The organism is Natronobeatus ordinarius (genome assembly GCF_024362485.1).
Classification (GTDB): Archaea; Halobacteriota; Halobacteria; order Halobacteriales; family Natrialbaceae; genus Natronobeatus; species Natronobeatus ordinarius.
Window position 1 is genome coordinate 148,969 of the sequence record NZ_CP101456.1, and the last position, 19,443, is coordinate 168,411.

23 protein-coding genes and 1 pseudogene are annotated in these 19,443 nt (G+C 67.7%); 13 read left to right on the plus strand and 11 right to left on the minus strand.

The annotated features are described in order from the left end of the window. Positions 1-18 precede the first annotated feature (18 nt). The 3 genes from NMQ09_RS00795 to NMQ09_RS00805 all read left to right on the plus strand — a co-directional run bounded on the left by NMQ09_RS00795 (position 19) and on the right by NMQ09_RS00805 (position 2,176). On the plus strand, positions 19-513 hold the full coding sequence (locus NMQ09_RS00795; protein ID WP_255192565.1) for a universal stress protein: 495 nt from the start codon (positions 19-21) through the stop codon (positions 511-513). 138 nt (positions 514-651) lie between these two features. Beyond that, complete coding sequence (locus NMQ09_RS00800; protein WP_255192566.1) at positions 652-1,419, plus strand: Nif3-like dinuclear metal center hexameric protein; 768 nt, start codon at positions 652-654, stop codon at positions 1,417-1,419. Positions 1,420-1,441: 22 nt separating this feature from the next. Beyond that, positions 1,442-2,176: an MBL fold metallo-hydrolase gene (locus NMQ09_RS00805; RefSeq protein WP_255192567.1), complete on the plus strand. Its 735-nt coding sequence runs from the start codon at positions 1,442-1,444 to the stop codon at positions 2,174-2,176. A 43-nt stretch (positions 2,177-2,219) separates the two neighbouring features. Here NMQ09_RS00805 and NMQ09_RS00810 read toward each other — a convergent pair whose 3' ends face one another. Continuing rightward, the gene (locus tag NMQ09_RS00810) at positions 2,220-3,242 is read right to left on the minus strand and encodes an LLM class flavin-dependent oxidoreductase (protein WP_255192568.1); all 1,023 of its coding nucleotides are present in this window, start codon (positions 3,240-3,242) and stop codon (positions 2,220-2,222) included. Positions 3,243-3,760: 518 nt separating this feature from the next. On the opposite strand from NMQ09_RS00810, the gene NMQ09_RS00815 reads away from it, so the two are divergent. Beyond that, the gene (locus NMQ09_RS00815) at positions 3,761-4,801 is read left to right on the plus strand and encodes a deoxyhypusine synthase (RefSeq protein ID WP_255194622.1); all 1,041 of its coding nucleotides are present in this window, start codon (positions 3,761-3,763) and stop codon (positions 4,799-4,801) included. Positions 4,802-4,803: 2 nt separating this feature from the next. Here the strand turns inward: NMQ09_RS00815 and NMQ09_RS00820 are convergent, their stop codons facing one another. Then, the gene (locus NMQ09_RS00820) at positions 4,804-5,199 is read right to left on the minus strand and encodes a pyridoxamine 5'-phosphate oxidase family protein (RefSeq protein ID WP_255192569.1); all 396 of its coding nucleotides are present in this window, start codon (positions 5,197-5,199) and stop codon (positions 4,804-4,806) included. 46 nt (positions 5,200-5,245) lie between these two features. Beyond that, positions 5,246-5,596, minus strand: a complete 351-nt coding sequence (locus tag NMQ09_RS00825; RefSeq protein WP_255192570.1) for a nuclear transport factor 2 family protein — start codon at positions 5,594-5,596, stop codon at positions 5,246-5,248. Between the two features lie 126 nt (positions 5,597-5,722). Here NMQ09_RS00825 and NMQ09_RS00830 point away from each other — a divergent pair, with 126 nt between their 5' ends. After that, positions 5,723-7,477, plus strand: a complete 1,755-nt coding sequence (locus tag NMQ09_RS00830; protein WP_255192571.1) for a radical SAM protein — start codon at positions 5,723-5,725, stop codon at positions 7,475-7,477. A gap of 141 nt (positions 7,478-7,618) precedes the next feature. Next, the gene (locus NMQ09_RS00835; protein ID WP_255192572.1) at positions 7,619-8,035 is read left to right on the plus strand and encodes a TRAM domain-containing protein; all 417 of its coding nucleotides are present in this window, start codon (positions 7,619-7,621) and stop codon (positions 8,033-8,035) included. Between the two features lie 120 nt (positions 8,036-8,155). Here the strand turns inward: NMQ09_RS00835 and NMQ09_RS00840 are convergent, their stop codons facing one another. From NMQ09_RS00840 to NMQ09_RS00860, 5 genes are all read right to left on the minus strand, one after another. Then, positions 8,156-8,926 (minus strand): geranylgeranylglyceryl/heptaprenylglyceryl phosphate synthase, encoded by a 771-nt coding sequence (locus tag NMQ09_RS00840; protein WP_255192573.1) that lies wholly within the window; start codon positions 8,924-8,926, stop codon positions 8,156-8,158. Positions 8,927-9,005: 79 nt separating this feature from the next. Continuing rightward, entirely contained in the window at positions 9,006-9,701 is a 696-nt protein-coding gene (locus tag NMQ09_RS00845; protein WP_255192574.1) for a YkgJ family cysteine cluster protein, read from the minus strand. Between the two features lie 36 nt (positions 9,702-9,737). After that, the gene (locus tag NMQ09_RS00850) at positions 9,738-10,520 is read right to left on the minus strand and encodes an MBL fold metallo-hydrolase (RefSeq protein WP_255192575.1); all 783 of its coding nucleotides are present in this window, start codon (positions 10,518-10,520) and stop codon (positions 9,738-9,740) included. Positions 10,521-10,586: 66 nt separating this feature from the next. After that, positions 10,587-10,862, minus strand: coding sequence for a MarR family transcriptional regulator (locus tag NMQ09_RS00855; protein WP_255192576.1), 276 nt, complete (start codon positions 10,860-10,862; stop codon positions 10,587-10,589). A gap of 337 nt (positions 10,863-11,199) precedes the next feature. After that, positions 11,200-11,337, minus strand: coding sequence for a hypothetical protein (locus NMQ09_RS00860; protein ID WP_255192577.1), 138 nt, complete (start codon positions 11,335-11,337; stop codon positions 11,200-11,202). Between the two features lie 92 nt (positions 11,338-11,429). Here NMQ09_RS00860 and NMQ09_RS00865 point away from each other — a divergent pair, with 92 nt between their 5' ends. Further along, positions 11,430-12,137, plus strand: a complete 708-nt coding sequence (locus NMQ09_RS00865) for a class I SAM-dependent methyltransferase (protein WP_255192578.1) — start codon at positions 11,430-11,432, stop codon at positions 12,135-12,137. A 66-nt stretch (positions 12,138-12,203) separates the two neighbouring features. After that, positions 12,204-13,109 carry a glycosyltransferase family 2 protein gene (locus NMQ09_RS00870; protein ID WP_255192579.1) on the plus strand — a complete coding sequence of 302 codons (906 nt, stop codon included), beginning with the start codon at positions 12,204-12,206 and terminating at the stop codon, positions 13,107-13,109. A gap of 39 nt (positions 13,110-13,148) precedes the next feature. On the opposite strand, the gene NMQ09_RS00875 is transcribed toward NMQ09_RS00870, so the two are convergent. Further along, positions 13,149-13,637, minus strand: a complete 489-nt coding sequence (locus NMQ09_RS00875; protein ID WP_255192580.1) for a PUA domain-containing protein — start codon at positions 13,635-13,637, stop codon at positions 13,149-13,151. A gap of 106 nt (positions 13,638-13,743) precedes the next feature. Here NMQ09_RS00875 and NMQ09_RS00880 point away from each other — a divergent pair, with 106 nt between their 5' ends. Then, positions 13,744-13,917, plus strand: a complete 174-nt coding sequence (locus NMQ09_RS00880) for a hypothetical protein (RefSeq protein WP_255192581.1) — start codon at positions 13,744-13,746, stop codon at positions 13,915-13,917. On the opposite strand, the gene NMQ09_RS00885 is transcribed toward NMQ09_RS00880, so the two are convergent. Together NMQ09_RS00885 and NMQ09_RS00890 are read right to left on the minus strand one after the other, a co-directional pair. Continuing rightward, complete coding sequence (locus tag NMQ09_RS00885; protein ID WP_255192582.1) at positions 13,914-14,411, minus strand: LabA-like NYN domain-containing protein; 498 nt, start codon at positions 14,409-14,411, stop codon at positions 13,914-13,916. The two genes, NMQ09_RS00880 and NMQ09_RS00885, sit on opposite strands and share 4 nt — an antisense overlap. Positions 14,412-14,467: 56 nt before the next feature. Beyond that, complete coding sequence (locus tag NMQ09_RS00890) at positions 14,468-15,292, minus strand: M48 family metallopeptidase (protein WP_255192583.1); 825 nt, start codon at positions 15,290-15,292, stop codon at positions 14,468-14,470. A gap of 330 nt (positions 15,293-15,622) precedes the next feature. Here NMQ09_RS00890 and dapA point away from each other — a divergent pair, with 330 nt between their 5' ends. The 4 genes and pseudogenes from dapA to lysA form a co-directional block, all read left to right on the plus strand. Continuing rightward, on the plus strand, positions 15,623-16,552 hold the full coding sequence (dapA, locus tag NMQ09_RS00895) for a 4-hydroxy-tetrahydrodipicolinate synthase (protein WP_255192584.1): 930 nt from the start codon (positions 15,623-15,625) through the stop codon (positions 16,550-16,552). Further along, positions 16,549-17,319, plus strand: a complete 771-nt coding sequence (gene dapB, locus NMQ09_RS00900) for a 4-hydroxy-tetrahydrodipicolinate reductase (protein WP_255192585.1) — start codon at positions 16,549-16,551, stop codon at positions 17,317-17,319. Before dapA ends, dapB begins: the two co-directional genes overlap by 4 nt. Beyond that, positions 17,316-18,149, plus strand: coding sequence for a 2,3,4,5-tetrahydropyridine-2,6-dicarboxylate N-succinyltransferase (locus NMQ09_RS00905; RefSeq protein WP_255192586.1), 834 nt, complete (start codon positions 17,316-17,318; stop codon positions 18,147-18,149). Before dapB ends, NMQ09_RS00905 begins: the two co-directional genes overlap by 4 nt. Beyond that, positions 18,146-19,441, plus strand: a pseudogene (lysA, locus tag NMQ09_RS00910) (diaminopimelate decarboxylase); the annotation flags it as partial. The gene NMQ09_RS00905 and the pseudogene lysA, both read left to right, overlap by 4 nt. Positions 19,442-19,443 lie beyond the last annotated feature (2 nt).

Below are 19,443 nucleotides of genomic sequence, written 5' to 3' on the forward strand. Positions count from 1 at the left end.
GAAGTGGTATGTTAGCACATGTTCGGCGAGATCCTCGTCCCGACCGACGGCAGCGAGGCAGCGGAGAAGGCAGCCCCGTACGCCGCGCGGCTCGCGTCGACGTTCGACGCGACGCTTCACGTCATGTACGTCGTCGACACCGAGGCGATCAGTCAGACGCTGGGGTCCGAACAGGTCGACCGCATCGAGACCGGCCAGTTCGGCGAGATGCGCGAGCTCCACGAGGAGGCCGCGGGCGCGATCGACCGAATTCGTGAACACACCGAGGCCGAAGGAGTCACGATCGACCCAGTGATCGAGGCCGGCGTTCCCCACGAGGCCATCGTCCGGTTCGCCGAGGAGGAGGACGTCGACCTCGTCGTGATGACTTCCCAGGGCCGACAGGGTGTGCGACGGGCGTTGCTGGGAAGCGTCACGGAACGCGTCGCCCGGACCACGACGATTCCCGTCCTGGTCGTCGACGCGGACACCGAGCCGACCGAGGGACTGGCGGCGGCCGAGGAACCCGCCTGAACGCAGCCGTCCAGGCGAGCCTCGAGTGCGGGTGAGTCGCCTCGAGTTCGGCCGAGTGCCAGAGTTCCTCAAGTTCGGGTGAAGTCGGCGGCGACCGAGAAGGGCGAATACAAGCCCCTCGAGTCCGCACCTACAGGTATGCGACTCACGGAGTTCGTCGACCGACTGGACGCGCAGTTGCGAACGGACGACTACGCCGACCTCGACGCGAGCGCCAACGGGCTGCAGGTCGGCCCCGACGAGGGGACCGTCGAGCACGTCGCGTTCGCCGTCGACGGCGTCCGCGAGACGTTCAAGCGGGCCGCCGACGCGGACGCGGACGTCCTCGTCGTCCACCACGGCCTCTCCTGGGGCGGCATCGAGCGCGTCACCGGGCGGACGTACGACCGCCTCGAGCCGCTCTTTTCGAACGACCTCGCGCTGTACGTCTCTCACCTCCCGCTCGACGGCCACCAGGAACTGGGCAACGCGGCGGGCGTCGCGGACGTCCTCGGCCTCGAGGATCGCACGCCGTTCGGCGAACTCGGCCCCGAGTACATTGGCCAGCGCGGAACGGCAACCGAGCCGTACACGCCCGCGGAACTGCGCGAGCGACTCGAGGCCGACCTCGACACGGGCGGCCAGCCGGTGCAGGTCCTCGACTTTGGCCCCGAGGAGATCGAGGAGGTGGCGATCGTCACCGGCAGCGGCACCGACTGGCTGGACGAGGCGGTCGCGGCCGGTGCGGACGCCCTCGTGACGGGCGAGGGCAAGGGGAAGGCCTACCACGAGGCGAAGGAGGCCGGCATCCACGTGTTCCTCGCCGGCCACTACGCCACCGAGACGTTCGGCGTCCGGGCGCTACAGGGGCTGGTCGAGGAGTGGGGCCTCGAGACGACGTCCCTCGACGTTCCGACCGGGCTATAGCGTGTCGGGTCCGAGTTCGAGTATGTCGACCGATTCCACCGTCAGCCTTCGCCTCGTCCGGAACGCCACCGTCCTCGTGACCGTCGGTGAGACCACGTTCCTCGTCGATCCGCTCTTTGCCTCCCCGGGCGAGCTGCCGCCGGTTTCGGAGACGCCGAACGACCGAGAGAACCCGCTCGTGGCGATGCCCGACGTCGACCTGTCCCACGACGCCGTGGTCGTCACCCACCGGCACTTCGATCACTTCGACGAGGCGGCGAAAGAGACGCTCGAGGCCGACGTCCCCCTGTTCTGCCAGCCCGAAGAGGCGGACGCCTTCCTCGAGGATGGCTTCACCGACGTGCGACCCGTCGACGACGAGCAGTCGTTCGGCGGCGTGACGATTCACCGGACGCCCGCCCGGCACGGACGCGGACAGCTGGCCGAGGAGATGGGGCCGGTCTCCGGGTTCGTCTTCGACGCCGGGACGACGCTGTACCTCGCCGGTGACACGGTCTGGTACGACGGGGTCGAACGGACGCTCGAGCGGTTCGAGCCCGACCTCGTCGTCCTCAACGGTGGTGAAGCACGGTTCACTCACGGCGAGCCGATCACGATGGGCGTCTCGGACGTCAGGGCCGTCCGCGACGCCACCGACGCCACGGTAGTCGTCGTCCACGTGGAGGCGATCAACCACTGTCTGCTCACGCGCGAGGAACTGCGGGCGGCGACGGAGGGCGTTGCCGTACCCGACGACGGGGAACTGGTTACGCTGTAACTCGTTCGCCGACGCTCTCGGGAGCCAGCGCCAGCGGGCGACGCTACGTCAGGCCGACGCCGTCGGCCATGAGTTCGTGCGACCGGAGCGCGTCGTCGTGGTCGGCGACGCTGTGCTGGATCATCACCTCGTCGACGCCGACGCGGTTTGCGAGCTGCTCGAGGAGTCCGGCGAGCGTCTCCGGACTGCCCGAAATCGAGCGCGGCCACTCATCCGCGTCGAGCGTCGCGGGCGTCGGGTCGGGCACGCCGCCGAGTTCGTCGATGGCCTCCTCGAGCGTCGGTCGCGTGCCGACGACGCCGCGTTGCATCCGTTCGTACACCGCCTCGGCCACGGCGCGGAGCCGGGCGGCCGCCTCGTCGGTCTCGGCACAGACGGCGTTCACCGCGACGATCCCTCGCGGCTCGTCGACGCCGCCGGGAAGCGACGACGGCTGGAAGTGCGATCGGTACGCCGCGAACGAGTGGGTGGCGAACTGCGGGCGGATGAACGCGGCGAAGCAGTACGGGAAGCCGAGTTCGCCGGCGATTGCCGCACTCGAGGGGCTCGAGCCGAGCACCCACGGGACGGGCGGCTCACGACCCGACCGCGCGAGCTCGAGGTCGGCGTAGGGGTGGCCGTCGGGGTAGTCGTCGTACAGGTGGCTGACGACGGCCTCGAGCTTCGCCGCGTGGTCCTCGTCGGGATTCTCCACGTACCGGTCCGTCTCGAGCGCCTGGTCGGCCGCCGGCGAGCCGTTCGCCCGGCCGAGGCCCGCGTCGATCCGCCCGGGCGCGAGCGCGTCGAGAACGCCGAACGCCTCGGCGACCTTGAACGGGCTGTAGTGGTTGAGCAACACCGCACCCGATCCCAGCCGGATCGACTCCGTCTCGGCGGCGAGGGAGCCGAGCAACACCTCGGGGGTCGTCCCGGCGATGGTGTCCGCCATGCCGTGGTGTTCGGCCACCCAGAACCGTTCGTAGCCGAGTCGCTCGGCCTGCCGGGCGGCCTCGAGGGTGTTCGCGAACGCGTCCGTGGCGGTGCCGTCGTCCGGAACGGGGGAGAGGTCCACGACGGAGAGCTGCATGCTCGCGTTCGGCGCAGGCGAGGGATAACGGTTCGGGTAGCCGAAGGGGTGGTGTTTCGATACTACTCCGAGTTATCAATGGCGATGGAGAACACCACGAAAGCCCCTGGCGCTCTCGGGTCGGTGCGCTCGCTGTCGTTCGAAAGATCGGAGATCTTTCGTGATGACGAAAGGCGCGAAGCGCCTTTCGAACCACGCTCCTCGCAGGCTGCGGTGCTTACGTCGCGCGCCTTCCCCGAGAGCGCCAGCCCCTTTCATGGTGGGTTCGACCGGTTCTCCGAGGAAGCACCGCGCAAACTATAGTATTCGTTGAAACGAGTTACACCCGGTCACAGCCGAGCGGTCAGCCTCGACCTTGTCGACGAGGCTGACCGCCAATGGTCGTGACCGGGTGTGCAATGACGTTCAACGGTTACTATAACCACGACTGCCGAGGGTTCGACGCCCTGGGAATCATCGGGGGTCCGGGCCTCGAGGGAACCGCGGCGTTCAAAGCCGTGGCTCACGCACTCGAGGGCATGAGCGACGATCACGACCACGGCCACGAACCGGAACGCGAGACGTTTACGCACGATCCGGTCGGGCACACGGCGGTCCACGGCGGGATGACCGTCGGCGACCTCGCGGACGAGTACGGCAAGGCGGGCGTCGGTGCGGCGGGCCTCCACGAGGCCGTCTCGGTCACGGAAGCGATGTTCGACGACGACGTCACCGTCTTCTTCGGTCTCGCGGGCGCGATGGCCCCAACCGGGATGCGTCGGATCGTCTCGGACCTGATCCGGGACGGCTATATCGACGCGCTCGTGACGACGGGCGCGAACCTCACCCACGACTCGATCGAAGCCATCGGCGGGAAACACCACCACGGCTGTGCACACGTCGAGGGCAAGACCGAGCGCGAACACGACGAGACCCTCCGCGAGGAGGGCGTCGACCGCATCTACAACGTCTACCTCCCCCAGGAGTACTTCGCGACGTTCGAGGGCCACCTCCGCGAGGAGGTCTTCCCGGTCCTCGAGGCCGAGTGTGAGGAGGAGGGATCGATTCCGATCTCGCGGTTGACCGCAGAACTCGGCCGGGCGAACGCCGAGGTGAACGAGCGAGACGACGTCGCGGAGGACCCAGGAATCGCCGCTGCGGCCTACGAGGCCGACGTGCCGATCTACTGTCCGGCCGTCCAGGACTCGGTGCTCGGCCTGCAGGCGTGGATGTACTCCCAGACGACGGCCTTCTCCCTCGACGCCCTCGGGGACCTGACGACGATCACGGACCTCGCGTTCGCGGCCGACGAGGCCGGCGCGTTCGTCGTCGGCGGCGGCGTCCCCAAGAACTACGTCCTCCAGACGATGCTCGTCACCCCGCGGGCGTACGACTACGCCGTCCAGCTCACGATGGATCCGCCGAACACGGGCGGCCTCTCCGGGGCGACCCTCTCGGAGGCGCGCTCGTGGGGCAAACTCGAGCCCGACGCCGAAAGCGCGTCGGTCGTCGGCGACGCGACGATCACCCTGCCGCTCGTGGTGGCGGCCGCACGAGAACGCGTCGAAGGCGACGCCTGATCTCACGCTTCGTCGTAGGTTCGGTACGTCGTCGAGCCGACGTGAATCCTGACGAGCGTATTCCCCTCGTAGGCGTCCTCGCTCGCGTCGTACTTCGCGTTGAGCCGGCGGATCGCCCGCCGCGACTCATCCTCGTCCTCGACGATCGCTGCCGACCCGAGCAGCGTCACGGTCCAGCGGGCGTCTCCGCCCTCGTCCTTCTGGACCGAGAGCGCGACCCGCGGATTCGCCCTGACGTTCTCGAGCTTGCGTCCCGTCGTGGCGACCTCGACGACGCCGTCGTCGTAGCGGTACCACACCGGCGCGACGTGGGGCCGATCGTCGACGCTGGTCGCAAGGTGGGCCATGAGCGGTTCGGACTCGAGGAGCCGTTCGGCTTCCGGTGGAACGGAGCGCATCGGCCCAGCTACCACGGCCGCCGTGAAAACGCTGTCACCGATTCGATCACTCCTTCGACGAGAGCTTCCCGGCGAACGTCTGGAAGGAAATCGCGTCGTCGGGGATGTGGAAGGTGTCGGTGGCGAACTCGTAGACGTTGTCGGGCGTCTCGGCGTGCCAGACGATGTAGCCGAACTCGCCCTCGACGAGCTGTTCGTCCATCGTGATCGACGAGCCCTCCTGGGAGAACTCCGCGAAGAGGTTCTCGAACAGCCCCTCGATCTCCTCGAGGCCGCGGAAGGTGCCCATGTTGGTGACGACGATCGAGTCCTCGACGTAGTCTTCCATGACCGCCTCGAGGTCCTGTTCGGTGAACGCATCCAGGTGGTGTTCCAGCACGGCTTCGGTCGATGACATGATATCCCAGGGCACGAATTCACCGCCGGGAACGATGAATGTTGGGGTGATGACACTCGAGGGGGATTTGGGTGCCCGCACCGCCGGGTAGTCACCGTTTTACGCCTCGAGTGGCTACCTCGAGCCATGACTGACCCCGAGACACTCGACGTGACCATCGTCGACGGCTACGTCGACGAGCCGGCACACTTCGGGGTCCCGCCGTACGTCTCGACCTACCCGCGCTACACGGCCGGCGCGCTCGTGGACGCGGGCGTTCCGCCCGAGCGGATCACCTACCACACGATCGACGGCCTGCGCGACGAACCGGACCGCTGGCGGGACGTCGACGAAGCCGACCTGCTGATCTACATCGGGGGGATGACCGTCCCCGGCAAGTACGTCGGCGGGACGCCCGCCGAGCCCGACGAGGTGAAACGGCTCGCCTGGACCGCGAACGGGACGAGCCTGATGGGCGGCCCCGTAAAGTTCGGCGTCGGCGAGGCCAACGAGGGGGCGATCGAGACCGAACGCCAGGACCTGGACTTCGACTTCGTCGCGAAGGGTGACGTCGAAGCCGCCGCCTACGACCTGGTCGAGAGCGGCCTCGAGGGATTTTCCAATCGAATGCGCGACGTCGACGACGTCACCCGGTGGGCCGAACAGGGTGCGTTCGTCGTCGAGCAGCACCCGAACCACCCAGAGTACCTCATCGCGGAACTCGAGACCTCCCGGGGCTGTGCCTACCGCTGTTCGTTCTGTACCGAGCCCCTGTACGGCAACCCGAACTTCCGGCCGCCCGAGACCGTCGTCGCCGAAGTAAACGCCCTCTCGAACCACGGCGTGAAACACTTCCGGCTCGGCCGCCAGGCGGACATCCTCGCCTACGGCGGCGACGGCGAGGCTCCCAACCCCGACGCTCTCCGGGAGCTGTACGGCGGGATTCGCGAGGTGGCGCCCGACCTCGAGACGCTCCACCTCGACAACATGAACCCGATCACGATCGTGAACTGGCCCGAGGAGTCACGGGAGGGGATCCGGATCATCGCCGAGCACAATACCCCCGGCGACACGGCGGCGTTCGGCCTCGAGTCGGCCGATCCGGTCGTGATGGAGGCGAATTCGCTGAACGTCACCGCCGAGGAGTGTCTCGAGGCGGTCCGAATCGTCAACGAAGAGGGTGGCTGGCGGCCGGGCGGGCCGAGGGATCCGAGGCCCGCCGAACGCTCGAGCGGCGCAGCCGCGAGCGAGGGCGCAGACGGTCCGAGCCGCCTGCCCAAACTCCTGCCCGGGATCAACCTCGTCCACGGGTTGAAGGGCGAACGCGAGGAGACCTACGAGCACAACCTCGACTTTCTCCGGCGGGTCTACGACGAGGGGCTCATGGTCCGGCGGGTGAACATCCGGCAGGTGATGGCGTTCGCCGGCACAGAGATGTCAGACACCGGCGCGTCGATCGCCAGAGCGCACAAGAAGCTGTTCAAATCCTACAAACGACAGGTCCGCGAGGAGATCGACAATCCGATGCTCGAGCGCGTCGCCCCGGCGGGGACCGTGCTGCCGGACGTCCACCTCGAGTACCACCAGGACGGGAAGACCTTCGGCCGCCAGCTCGGCACCTATCCGCTGCTGGTCGGCATTCCTGGCGAACGGCCGCTCGGGGAGACGATCGACGTCGCGGTCGTCGACCACGGCTATCGATCGGTCACCGGCGTTCCCTACCCGCTCGATCTGAACGCGGCCTCGATGGACGAACTGACGGCCGTCCCCGGCGTCGGGAACCGCCGTGCCGGTGACGTCGTCGTGAACCGGCCCTACGAGTCGGTCGCGGAGGCGGGGCTCGACGCAGCCGTCGACCTCTCGCGGTTCGCGACGGCGAGCCAGCCGGAGGGGGCGGACTGACGGCGACGGCACCACGCTCGTCGGTGCATCGGTTCCCGGCACGTCGAACCGCCGTCTTTCGCCGCTGTGACGGGCGAAATCTGGTACTTGCCGGTAGTTCTAATATGGATGGGCTTCAGACAACACATAGAGGGTCTAACTGTGGAGATATCTGACAAACTCCTGTGTCTGTTCAGCACGGACGTCTCGGTCGAGGACGACCGGTACGTCATCGAAGTACCGCGCCAAGAGGTCGAAACCGGCGACATCGATCCGGACGAGGTCTACCGCGTCGCGCTCATCTCGCGTGAGAGCGCAGACAGCGACGTCAGCACGAGTTCGAGCACGACGTCTCGACGAACCAGTGCGCCGTCGGAGCCACAGCCACCGGTCGAGGTCGGCGAGACGCGCTACGTCGAGATCGAAGACATCGGCAAGCAGGGCGACGGCATCGCGCGCGTCGAACGGGGCTACGTCATCATCGTTCCCGGCGCCGAGGTCGGCGAACGCGTCAAGATCGAAGTCAGCGAGGTCAAGTCCAACTTCGCCGTCGGCGAGATCATCGAAGAAACCTTCTAGGGACGACCGCTTTTAACCGGGTCCTCGAGCGCCACCGGCGGCGCGAGGCCCTGGCGAAAAAGCTCGAGCAAAAACGCCCGCGCTTTCGCTCGCGCTGGGGAATCGGGAGCCGGTGCCGTCTCACTCGCAGGCCGAGATCGTCTCGAGGTACGCATCCGGGTCGTCGTGGAAACAGTCGCCGACGACGATGGCGTCCGCGCCCGCCTCGAGGATCTCACTCGCCTGCTCTCGGCTGTCGATGCCGCCGCCGTAGCACAGCGTCGTCTCCTCGAGGTACCGCGCCGCCGCTTCGACGTCTTCGGGGCCGCCGTAGGTTCCCGAGTACTCGACGTAAAAAATCGGGAAGCCGTAGAACGTCTCCGTCGCGAGCGCCGCGCCGGCGACCTGCGCCGGGGTGTACGTCTCCTCGACGCCCGAGACGGCGGCCGCCGCCGACTCGAGGTGCTGGACGACGTAGCCCTCGCCGAGCAGTTTGCCCGCGATTTCCGAGACCAGTTCTGTACCCTTCGAGGCGAGCAGGTCCCCGACGAGGGGGACGCTCGAGCCGACGAACGCGTCGGGTTGCCGTCCGAGTTCGGTGAAGAGGTCGACGTGCTTGCCGACGAAGTGCTCCCGGTCGCCGTTGTAGACCGCGGGGACGGCGACCGCGTCGACGCGGTCGATCGTCTCCCGGGAGACGTGGGCCGCGTCGTACGGCTCCTGGAAGACAGGGACGTTCGGGATCGCCGATCTGACGGCCTCGACCGCCTCGAGCGTGTTCTCCTCGGTGACGTCGTCGGAGCCGCCAACGAGTACCAGGTCGGTGCCCGCGAGTACGTCGAGGTCGGCCGGGAGCGGCTTCGCCGGATCGACCTTCGTTACGTGCGTGATCGCGTCCCAGTCGACGTCCATGCGGACCCCTTCGGGGACCCACCTCAATTTCCTGTCGGTACCGGTGCCGATCGAACGGGACCGAACGGACTGCCAGAGCTCACTCCTCGAGCGACGTCCCGTCGGCCCGTTTCGCCCCTTCGGAGTCGTGGACGACGACCTCGCCGGGGCCGGGCGCGGCGTGTTCGTAGGCGTCCCGGAGGGCGATGGCTTCCTCGAGTTCCCTGATCGCCCGTGCTTTCAGCGTCGCCGCCAGTTCCTCGGCGTCCGCGCGGGCGATGTCGCGGCCAAGTCCCTCGCACTCGTGAATCTGGACGATCCCACCTTCGTCGCCTTCCCGGTGTGCCGGGAGCGCAACGCTGTCGACGGCCTCGCCCATCGGCTGGCTCGTCCCCGAGAGGTCGAGACTGAACGGGTAGGTTCGACAGATGAGCGGCCGGTCGGCGTGGGCGACGCAGGCACCGGTCCCGTCGTCGTCCTCCTCGTAGAAGACGCAGTCGCCACACGAATCGGTCGCAAGCGCCCACTCGAACGTCTCGCCCTCGAGGTCGCCATCGTCGGTCTTGGAGAGCCCGTAGGGCATCGGCCGGGCGACGTCGCGCCACTCGCGGTCGGTCGCGTCGGCGAGGTTCCTGACCTCGTCCGGGAACACCGTCGCCGTGTGGTCGTCCTCGCCCTCGCGCGTACAGCACGCCCCACAGCGGGTGCACGAAAAGCCGATCGACTCGATCGCGTCGGCTACCTCGTCGACGTCGAGGTCGCGGGCACGCTCGAGTTCGTCCTCGAGGGAGTTCACACCCGTTCGTACGCGCCGACGCGGAAAAGTCCGCCGCTACCGGGGTCGGACGCGGTCGCCGTCGAGTCGGAGCGCGCCTTCGACGGCGAGTTTCTCGAGGTGGGCGACGACGGTCGCACGCGCGAGGTCGCGAACCCCGGTCAGCTCCTTCTCGTAGGCGGCGTCGAGCACCGCCTCGACCGTTTGTGTACCCTCTTCGACGGCCGCGAGCACCCGACGCTCGCGCTCGAGGCGGTGCTCGAGCAGTCGCTCGAGCGTCTCGCGCGGCTGCTCGACGACGGGGCCGTGGCCGGGGAGCAGTCGCGGCGGGTCGATCGCCCACAGCCGGCGGAGCGTCGTCAGGTACGCGCGCAGGTCGCCCTCGGGCGCGCCGACGACGACGCTGCCCTCGGCGACGACGCAGTCGCCACAGCAGATCGGTCCGTTCGATCCAGCGCGGATCGCCACGTGATCGGGCGCGTGACCGGGGGCGCCGAGGACGTGGAGGCGGTCGTCGCCGAGAGGGATCGTCGTGTCGCTCGAGAACGTTCGATCGGGTTCGACGCCGGTCGCGTCGCGAAACCGGCCGACGTGTCCCCGGCAAGCCCAGACCGTCGCCCCCGTCTCGGCTGCGTAGTGAGCAACGGCCCCGACGTGGTCGGCGTGCGTGTGGGTCAGGAGAATCGCGTCGACCGCCCGGTCACGAACCAGTCGGTCGAGTTCCGGTGTCCGGGCGGCAGGGTCGACGAGCGCCACGGGGTCGGTCCCGAGCACGTACGCGTTGGTCTGCCCGTCCGGCGCGCGCGTGTCGGTCTCGAGCGACCACCTGGAAACGTCCATGGCAGTCGTCGGTGGGTGAAGAAAAAATACGTGTCGACGGGGACCGTCGTCGGAGTCGACGGTGTCTCAGCGTTTCAGGTAGTAGACCTGTTTTCGGGCGTCGCGGAAGCTGTACCGGGAGCCGATGAGGCCGACGTCCTCGAGCCGGTTCAGCGCGTAGCGGACGGTTCGGTCCGGAAGGAGCGATTCCTCGGCGAGCTGGCCCTGGGAGAGGGGAGAGTCGGACTCGAGAACTTTCGCGACGAGCTTGGCGCTCGGCGGAAGATCACGGAGACGGTTGCGGTATTCGGCCTCGGAGAGCCTCTCCTCGGCAGCAGCGGCACGGTCGTCAGTGGTACTCATGCTCGTGAGTATCTCAGCGGATAGGTTACTGGTAAACTTTCCCTATATGGGGATACCTACAATCCAGTTTGTCTAGTGAGTATAATTGTCTATATACACCACGGGCAGAGCCGTGCGCAATACTGTTCGGACTCCGCGACGAGAAAATGGGAGGTTGGGCGGTCGGCCGATTCGATCCCGAACTGGCCGTCACGAACGATCGCCCGCTATAGTAGCCACTGAACGTCATTGCACACCTGCTCGCGACTCAGCGGCCAGTACTGGCCGTTCCGCTGCGAGCAGTGTGTAACCCGTTTCAGTTGTTACTATAGCTGAGCCCACATGGAACCGAGCGGACTCAGCGACGGCCTGGGTCGCGGTAGGTTCCCATCAGTCCCTGGCACTCTGGACAGTGAACGAGCAACAGCTCCGCTGACTGGTGTCGGACCAGTTCCTCCGCCGTAAGCGTTGCATCACATCGATCACAGGTGGGCATAGAATGATGTATGACACCAATGGGCAAAAACCCCCACTCGTCAGCCGAGTCCAGTACCGTTTTATCCCAGCGGCCGAGTAGTTGCGCCCAGTGTGAAAGGACAGGAGTGGTACCAGGCCGACGACATCGCCGAGGAGTACGACGACAAACGATTCTCCCGGGGCGGCCAGCTGATCGACCGCCGGGAGAAAACGGCGGTCCTCGAGGCGATCACGCCCCTCGAGGATCGGAGCGTCCTCGAGATCGCCTGTGGTACCGGGCGGTTCACCGTCATGCTCGCCGACCGTGGCGCGGACGTCGTCGGACTCGATATCTCGGCTGCGATGTTGCAACGGGGACGGGAGAAAGCACAGCGGGCGGGCGTCTCCGACCGACTCGAGTTCCTCCGGGGCGACGCAGGTCGGCTGCCGTTTCCCGACGACCACTTCGATACGGTCGTCGCGATGCGGTTTTTCCACCTCGCAGACGACCCCGAGGCGTTCTTGAACGAGATGCGACGCGTCTCTCGAGAACAGATCGTCTTCGACACGTTCAACCGCTTTTCGGCGCGGAGCGTCTACAACTGGGCGCTCCCGATGGGGTCGCGACTCTACTCGAAGAGCGAGGTCGCGGTATTGCTGGCGAAGACCGACCTGACGCTGGTCGACGTCGAGGACGACTTCCTCGTTCCCTACGGCGTCTATCGATCGATTCCGAACGCCCTCGCGGAGCCGATTCGATCGATCGATCGGGCCGTCGGTCGCGCTCCCGTGACCGATCACCTCGCGTCGGTGTCCTACTGGAACACGCGCGTGCGGTGATCGGCCCGACCTACCGCCTGGGAAGAATCCCAGTGTATTTTACCGTTCGGCGTCGGTACCCCCGGTATGGAGCTCTCGGTGGTCGTCCCGACCCTCAACGACCGAGAGCGGTTGCTCTCCTGTCTCGACGCGCTGTCGACGGCGCTTCCCGAGCGCGTCGAACGCGTCGTCGTCAACGGCCCGTCCTCCGACGGGACGACCGGCGCCGTCAGGAACCGCGACGACGTCGACGTCCTCGTCGAGATCTCGGAACGAAATCCGAACGTCGCACGAAACGCAGGGATCGAGGTCGCCACGGGCGACGTCGTCGCGTTCGTCGGTGACGCGTACGTCGTTTCCCCGTCGTGGTACGACGCCGTCGAGCGCGCCATCGAACGCGGCGCCGACGTCGTCACCGGCCCCCTCGACGACGGCGGGACCGGCGACCGGAACCCGCCTCGAGCCGTCACCGACCGGCCCGTCACTCGCTTTCACAGTGACAACGTCGCGTTCGACCGAACCATCCTGCACGAACTCGACGGCTTCGACGAGACGCTCGCCGTCGGCGGTGCACGCGACTGTGCACACCGCCTGGCTGGCCTCGACGTCCCCATCGCCTGGAACGAAGAGATGCGCGTCAGAAGCGACGTCGAAGCCGACGGCGGGACCGATCCGCACGAGGCAGATCCCTGCGGTGACCGCTACCGAGCGCTCGGCTACCGGCTCGCGAAGAACTACGGCCTTCGGCCGACCGTGTTCGCTCGCCCGCTCGGCAGCGCCCTCCGCGACGGCGTCTACAACGCTCGAGCGGTCCTCGGCGGCGACGTGAAACCGACCGACTGGTTCACCAACGGTGTGGCGGTCGCGAGTAACACGCTCAGGGGACTGAAAGGCGGGCTGTACGTCCGATACGTTAGCCGGCCATCCCGTGGCAATCCCGCCGGCCTCTCCTCGCGTCACGACCGGGCGGTCCACGTCTACGACCGGCGGTGAAGACGACCGTATCCGGTTGTCACGCCGTCCCCGATCGCGTCACGCCGAATTGGGCACCCCCTCGCGAACGGCCACGGCCATCCCGCTCTCGAAGTCACGGATCGCGGCGGCCCCGAGTTCCGCCCGCCCGACCGCCAGGACGGCGCCGTCTTCGTGGACGACCACGACCTCGTCACCCGGTCTGACCTCGTCGCCGACGTCGACGACGAACTTCGCGAAGACGTTCTTGCCGTCACGGACGAACGGCTCGCTCTCGTCGTCGACGATCACGCGGTAGGCGGGGTGCTCGAGCGTCGCATGGAGTCGCCGGCCACCCTCGAGCCCGAGGGTGAACCGGCCGTCGGTCCCGAACGAGACGAGGCGGCCGTCGTCGGCGTGGATCTGCTGGGGTCGACCCGAGGAGGTCCGCTTGATCGTGAGCGACTCCCCGGGTGGAAACAGCGCGTCGCCCGCGCCCGCTCCGAACTGGTAGTCCGCGATGGTTCGAAGCCCGGAGAGCGCCCGGGTCGCGTCGGCAGGTTCACTCATTGCCCGGCGTTAGCGGCCACGAGTCGAAAGCGCTTCGACCTCGAGGCGTCGTGGAGCCGGGTTGAATGGAGAGAACTATATCGATGAAGTCGGTAGCGGACGATACATGGACCTCACGCAGGTCGCTCTCGGCTGCACACTCCTCACGGTCGGCGCGATGACGTTCGCCAGCTCGTCGGTGTTGAACTCGAGTCTGCTCGTCTCGGCGCTCGCGCTCGCGACCGTGGCTCTCGCTGGCGGTGCGTTGCTGGTCGGCGCCGTTCGACAGACGGCGATCTAGAGCAAGAACGTCTCGTGTCGCTCGCCGAGGTCGACGAACGCCTCCGCCTCGGCGATGAGTTCGTCGGCGGTCGACGCCTCGAAGGCCATCACCTCGACGCGGACGCCCTCGTGACGCAAGTGCGAACAGAGCCGGGAGAAGTCACCGTCGCCGGTGCAGAGAACGATGGTGTCGACGTGGTTCGCCAGCGTGACGGCGTCTAAGCTCATTCCGACGTCCCAGTCGGCCTTCTTCGTTCCGTCGGAAAATCGCTTGATGTCCTTGATCTTCGTCTCGAAGCCGATGTCGACGAGCGCCTCGAAGAAGCTCTCCTCGTCGGGCGAGTCGGCGCGGATGACGTACGCGATGGCCCGCGTGAGCTGTCGGTCGTTCACGGCTTCCTCGAGCAACGCGGTGTAGTCGATGTTTCGGCTGTGGATGCTCTGGGCGGTGTGATACAGGTTCTGAGCGTCGACGAGGACGGCGACGCGCTGACCGGGGTGGACGTTCTCCATAAAATCCGTGGGAGAGCCACCGTCAAAACCGCTTCCCTCGCCGTCAGTGACCGCGATCAGTAGCGAAGGCGCTCGATGCGCTTTTCCGTCGGCGGGTGGGTCGCAAAGAGCGACGCGAGCAGCCCGCGTTCGGCGTTGAAGATACAGAGCGCGCTCATGTTGTCGTCGAGCGTCGACTCACGCCCCTCGGAGACGCCGGAGATCTTCTCGAGGGCGCGCGCGAGCGGGTCGCCGCTGCCGATGGCCTCGCGGGCGTCGGCGTCGGCGACGTACTCGCGGTAGCGCGAGATCGCGAGCACGAAGATCGTCACGATCGTCTGGGCGACGATAGAGGCGGCGTAGCCGAGGAGAATGCTCCCGATGTTTCGCTCGCCGGTGAGGGCGATCACGTAGTAGACGGCCATCCCGACGATCATGGCGATCGACTGGCCGATCACCATCGTGATCACGTCGCGGTTTTTGATGTGGGCGATCTCGTGAGCGATGACGCCCTCGAGTTCGTCCCGGCGGAGCAACTGCATGAGCTCCGTGGAGACGACGACGACGCCCGCGCCCTTGCGGCCGACCGCGAACGCGTTGGGGACGCCCATCTGCATGACCATCAGTCGGGGCTTTTCGACCCCCATGTCCCGGGAGAGCGATTCGGTCATGCGGTGAACCTCCGCGTACTGGCCCTCCTCGGGCATGTCCTCGGCACCCCGCAGCGCGAGCCACTTGCCGAGTTTGTACTGGATCACCGGCAGGGCGACGATACCCACCACGAGCACCGGCAAGATTGGGAGGGCGAACACCGTCGCGATCACCGTCGCGGCGGCGATGTAGAATGCGAACAGGATCGTGCCCACGATCGCCATCCGTACTTTCAGTCCAAAGTCACTCATATCGTACACTGAGGTTAGGAATCACGAGGCATAAGCGACTCGGAACGGTATGTTGACTGAACCCACCCCTCACACCCCGGTGGCTGATCGAATCCGCAACGAATAAACCTACCCGCGGTGGTGATCCGTGTATGTGCTGCGTCGCTCGCCGGATCGTCCGCGACTCCGGGAGCGCCGCCGCCCCTCGATTTTCGAAACCGAAAAAACGCGCGTAACGAGTGCTCGAGGCGAGCGTGGCACCCTCGTCCCGGGCGCGACCCCGACCGCGCGTGATCGTACCGATTTCGTCCAGTTCACCGTCAACCGGCGGTATCCACACACTCCACACCAATGACATCCGACATCGACCTCACCGGCGTCTTCCCGGCGATCTGTACGCCCTTCGACGCCGACGAACGCATCGACTTCGAAACGCTCCAGCGAGACGCCCAGCGCCTCGAGGCCGCGGGCGTCGACGGCCTCGTCCCCGTCGGCTCGACGGGCGAATCGGCGACGCTCACCCACGACGAACACGTCCAGGTCGTCGAGGCCGTCATCGAGGCCGTCGACGACGTGCCCGTCATCGCGGGCACGGGCTCGAACAACACCCGCGAGGCGCTCGAACTCTCAGAGCGCGCCGCCGACGCCGGCGCCGACGGGCTGTTGCTCATCTCGCCGTACTACAACAAGCCAGAACAGCGCGGCCTCTACGAACACTACCGAGCGATCGCCGACGCCGTCGACCTGCCACAGATCGTCTACAACGTCCCCGGCCGGACGGGACAAACGATCGAGCCCGATACGGTCGTCGACCTGGCCGAACACCCGAACATCGCCGGCTACAAGGCCGCCGAGGGCGACCTCTGGGCGATCGGCGAGATCACCGAGCGAACCGCGGACGCGGACTTTTCGGTCCTCTCCGGTGACGACGCGGTCACGCTGCCGCTGCTCTCGATCGGCGGAACGGGAACGATCAGCGTCGTTGCGAATATCGAGCCCGAGCGCACCTGCGCGATGGTCGGCGCGGCGCTCGCGGGCGACTACGAGCGCGCCCGTGAACTGCACCACGAACTCGGCCCGCTCATGCGCCACCTGTTCGTCGAGACCAACCCGATCCCGGTGAAAGAAGCGATGGAGATCCGCGGCTACGGTCCAGCCCGAATGCGCCCGCCGCTGACCCGACTCAGCGACGAGCACCGAGACGAACTCGAGTCGATCCTCGAAGACCTCGAGGAGCGGCCGACCGAGTTCGCGAACGCGGACGCGGAGGCCGATCGATGACGATCGGGGTCGGCGTCACCGGGGCGACGGGGCGGATGGGCCGTGCGGTGCTCGCCGCGATCGCCGACCACGCCGCGTGTGAGGCCGTCTTCGCCGTCAACCGGACGCCGGTCGACGAGGAGGAGGTCGGCGGCGTCGAGATCGAGTCGGCCGCCGAGTTCGACACGCTCCTCAGAGAGCGCGAGCCGGCCGTCGTGATCGACTTCACGGGACCGGACTCGGCACTCGAGTACGCGACTCGCTGTGCCGACGCGGGCGTGGCGTTCGTCACCGGGACGACGGGCTTCGACGAGGACGACCTCGAGGCCCTCCGTGCGGCGAGCGAGGACGTTCCGGTGCTCCACGCGCCGAACTTCGCCCGCGGGGTCCAGGCGCTCGTCAACGTCGTCGGCGAGGCCGTGCGAAATCTGCCGGGCTACGACGTCGAGGTCGTCGAGACCCACCACAACGGCAAGCGCGACGCGCCGAGCGGAACGGCGAATCGCCTGCTCGAGGAGATCGAGGCGAACGGCGACTTCGCGGGCCGAACGCACGGCCGGGAGGGCGACCAGCCCCGCGAGGCGGGCGAGATCGGCGTTCACGCGCTCCGGGCGGGCGACGTCACGGGCGAGCACGTCGTCCTCCTGGCGGGCAACCACGAGGAGGTCAGGCTCACCCACCGCGCCGAGGACCGCGGCGTCTTCGCCGCTGGCGCGGTCGACGCGGCTGCCTGGATCGCAGAACGGAAGGCCGGCTGGTACGACTTTGCGGACGTGATCGACGAATGAGTCTCGAGAACGAGATCGGGGATCTGTGGAACCGGTACCAGAGCGACGACGTCGACGCCGCCTCGGCGACCGACGACGACCGCGCGACGCTCGAGGCGTTCCTCGACGCGCTCGAGGCGGGCGAGGTGCGCGCCGCCGAGAAGCGCGACGGGGAGTGGCAGGCCAACGAGTGGGTCAAGCGGGGCATCCTGCTCAACTTCGGGCTCCGGGAGAACCGGGCGTTCGAGTACGGCGGCGTCGACCACTACGACGTCCTGCCCCTGCGCGAGACCGCCGACTTAGGCGAGCGCCACACCAGGAACACGCCGAACGGGACGACCATCCGCCGCGGGGCGTACCTCGGTGCCGACTGCATTATGATGAGTCCGAGCTTCGTCAACGTCGGCGCGTACGTCGGCGACGGCACGCTCGTCGACTCCTGCGATACGGTGGGTTCCTGCGCTCAGATCGGCGCGAACGTCAAACTCGGCGCGAACACGCTGATCGGCGGCGTGCTGGAACCCGTCGAGGACGCCCCGGTCGTGATCGAAGACGGCGTCTCGCTGGGTGCGGGCTGTCGGGTCACCTCCGGGTTCGTCGTCGGCGAGGATAGCGTCGTCGGTGAGAACACCCTCCTGACCCCACGAATCCCCGTCTACGACCTCGTCGAGGAGGAGGTGCTGTACGGCGAACTGCCGTCCGAACGACGGGCGTTCACCCGCTTCGTCGAGTCGTCTGTCAGCGATCACGACATCTTTTCCGGCGGCGCGTACAAGCCCGCCGTCGTCGCCACCGACCTCGAGACGGAGACGCTCGAGGCCACCGCGCGCGAGGAGGTGCTGCGAGAGTGAACGACGAGGGGGGCACGGACAGCCCGTCAGCAGGTTCGGGGCCATCCGTCCGCCGACTCGCCGACTGGAACGCCACGTCGCTGCGGGCGCTCACGGCCCAGTACGGGAGCCCGCTGTACGTCCTCGACCTCGAGCGCGTCCGCGAGAACGCCCGCCGACTCGAGGCGGCGTTCCCCGACGCCGAACGCCTCTACGCGGCGAAAGCCAACGCGCTCGGTGACGTCCTCGAGACGCTGCTCGCCGAGGGGGTCGGCATCGAGTGCGCCTCCGCCGGCGAACTCGAGCGCGCGCTGGCCGCCGGCGCCGCCGGCGAGCAGGTCCACTACACGGCCGTCAACCCCCCTGGGGCCGACCTCGACTACGCCGTCTCGGTCGCGGCCGACCACCCGGACCTGACGGTCGTCGCCGGCGCGCGGGAGACGATCGACCGGCTCGCGGAACGAGGATACGACGGACGGCTCGCCCTCCGCGTCAATCCGGGCATCGGCGCGGGCCACCACGAGAAGGTCCGCGTCGGGACCGACGCCAAGTTCGGCGTTCCCTACGACGACGCCCTCGAGATCGCCGCCGAGGCGGCCGACCGCGGCTTCGAGGTCGTCGGCGTCCACGCCCACGTCGGCTCCGGCGTCTCCGCCGACCAGCTCGAGGCCCACCGCGAGTTCGTCTCCCGCATCAGCGAGCTCGCCCGCGAGGTCGAGCGCGAGGTGGGCTCGCTCGAGTTCGTCGACGTCGGCGGCGGCTTCGGCGTTCCCTACCACGAGGACGAAGAGCCACTCGACCTCGAGCCCGTCGCCGAGGCGACCCGCGAGGCGCTCGGCGACGTGGACGCCCGACTTGCCGTCGAGCCCGGCCGATATTTCGTCGCCGACGCCGGCGTGCTGCTGACGCGGGTCAATACGGTGAAGAAGGCTCCGGAGACGACCGTCGTCGGCGTCGACGCCGGCATGACGACGCTGCTGCGACCGGCGATGTACGACGCCTCCCACGCCATCCGGAATCTCGAGGCCGACGCGGCCGACCGGCCCTCGAGCCCGCAGACGATCACGGGGCCGATCTGTGAGAGTTCGGACGTCTTCTGTGAGAACCGCGAGCTGCCCGCGAGCGCCCGCGGCGACCGGCTCGCGATCGGCAACGCGGGTGCGTACGGCTACGAGATGGCCAACCAGTACAACTCCCGGCCGCGGCCGGCGTCGGTCGTCCTCGACGGCGGGGAGCCGCGGCTGGCTCGAGCGCGCGAGACGGTCGCGGACGTGACGCGACCCGAACGCCGCGCCCGGGACGGCGACGCGACCGG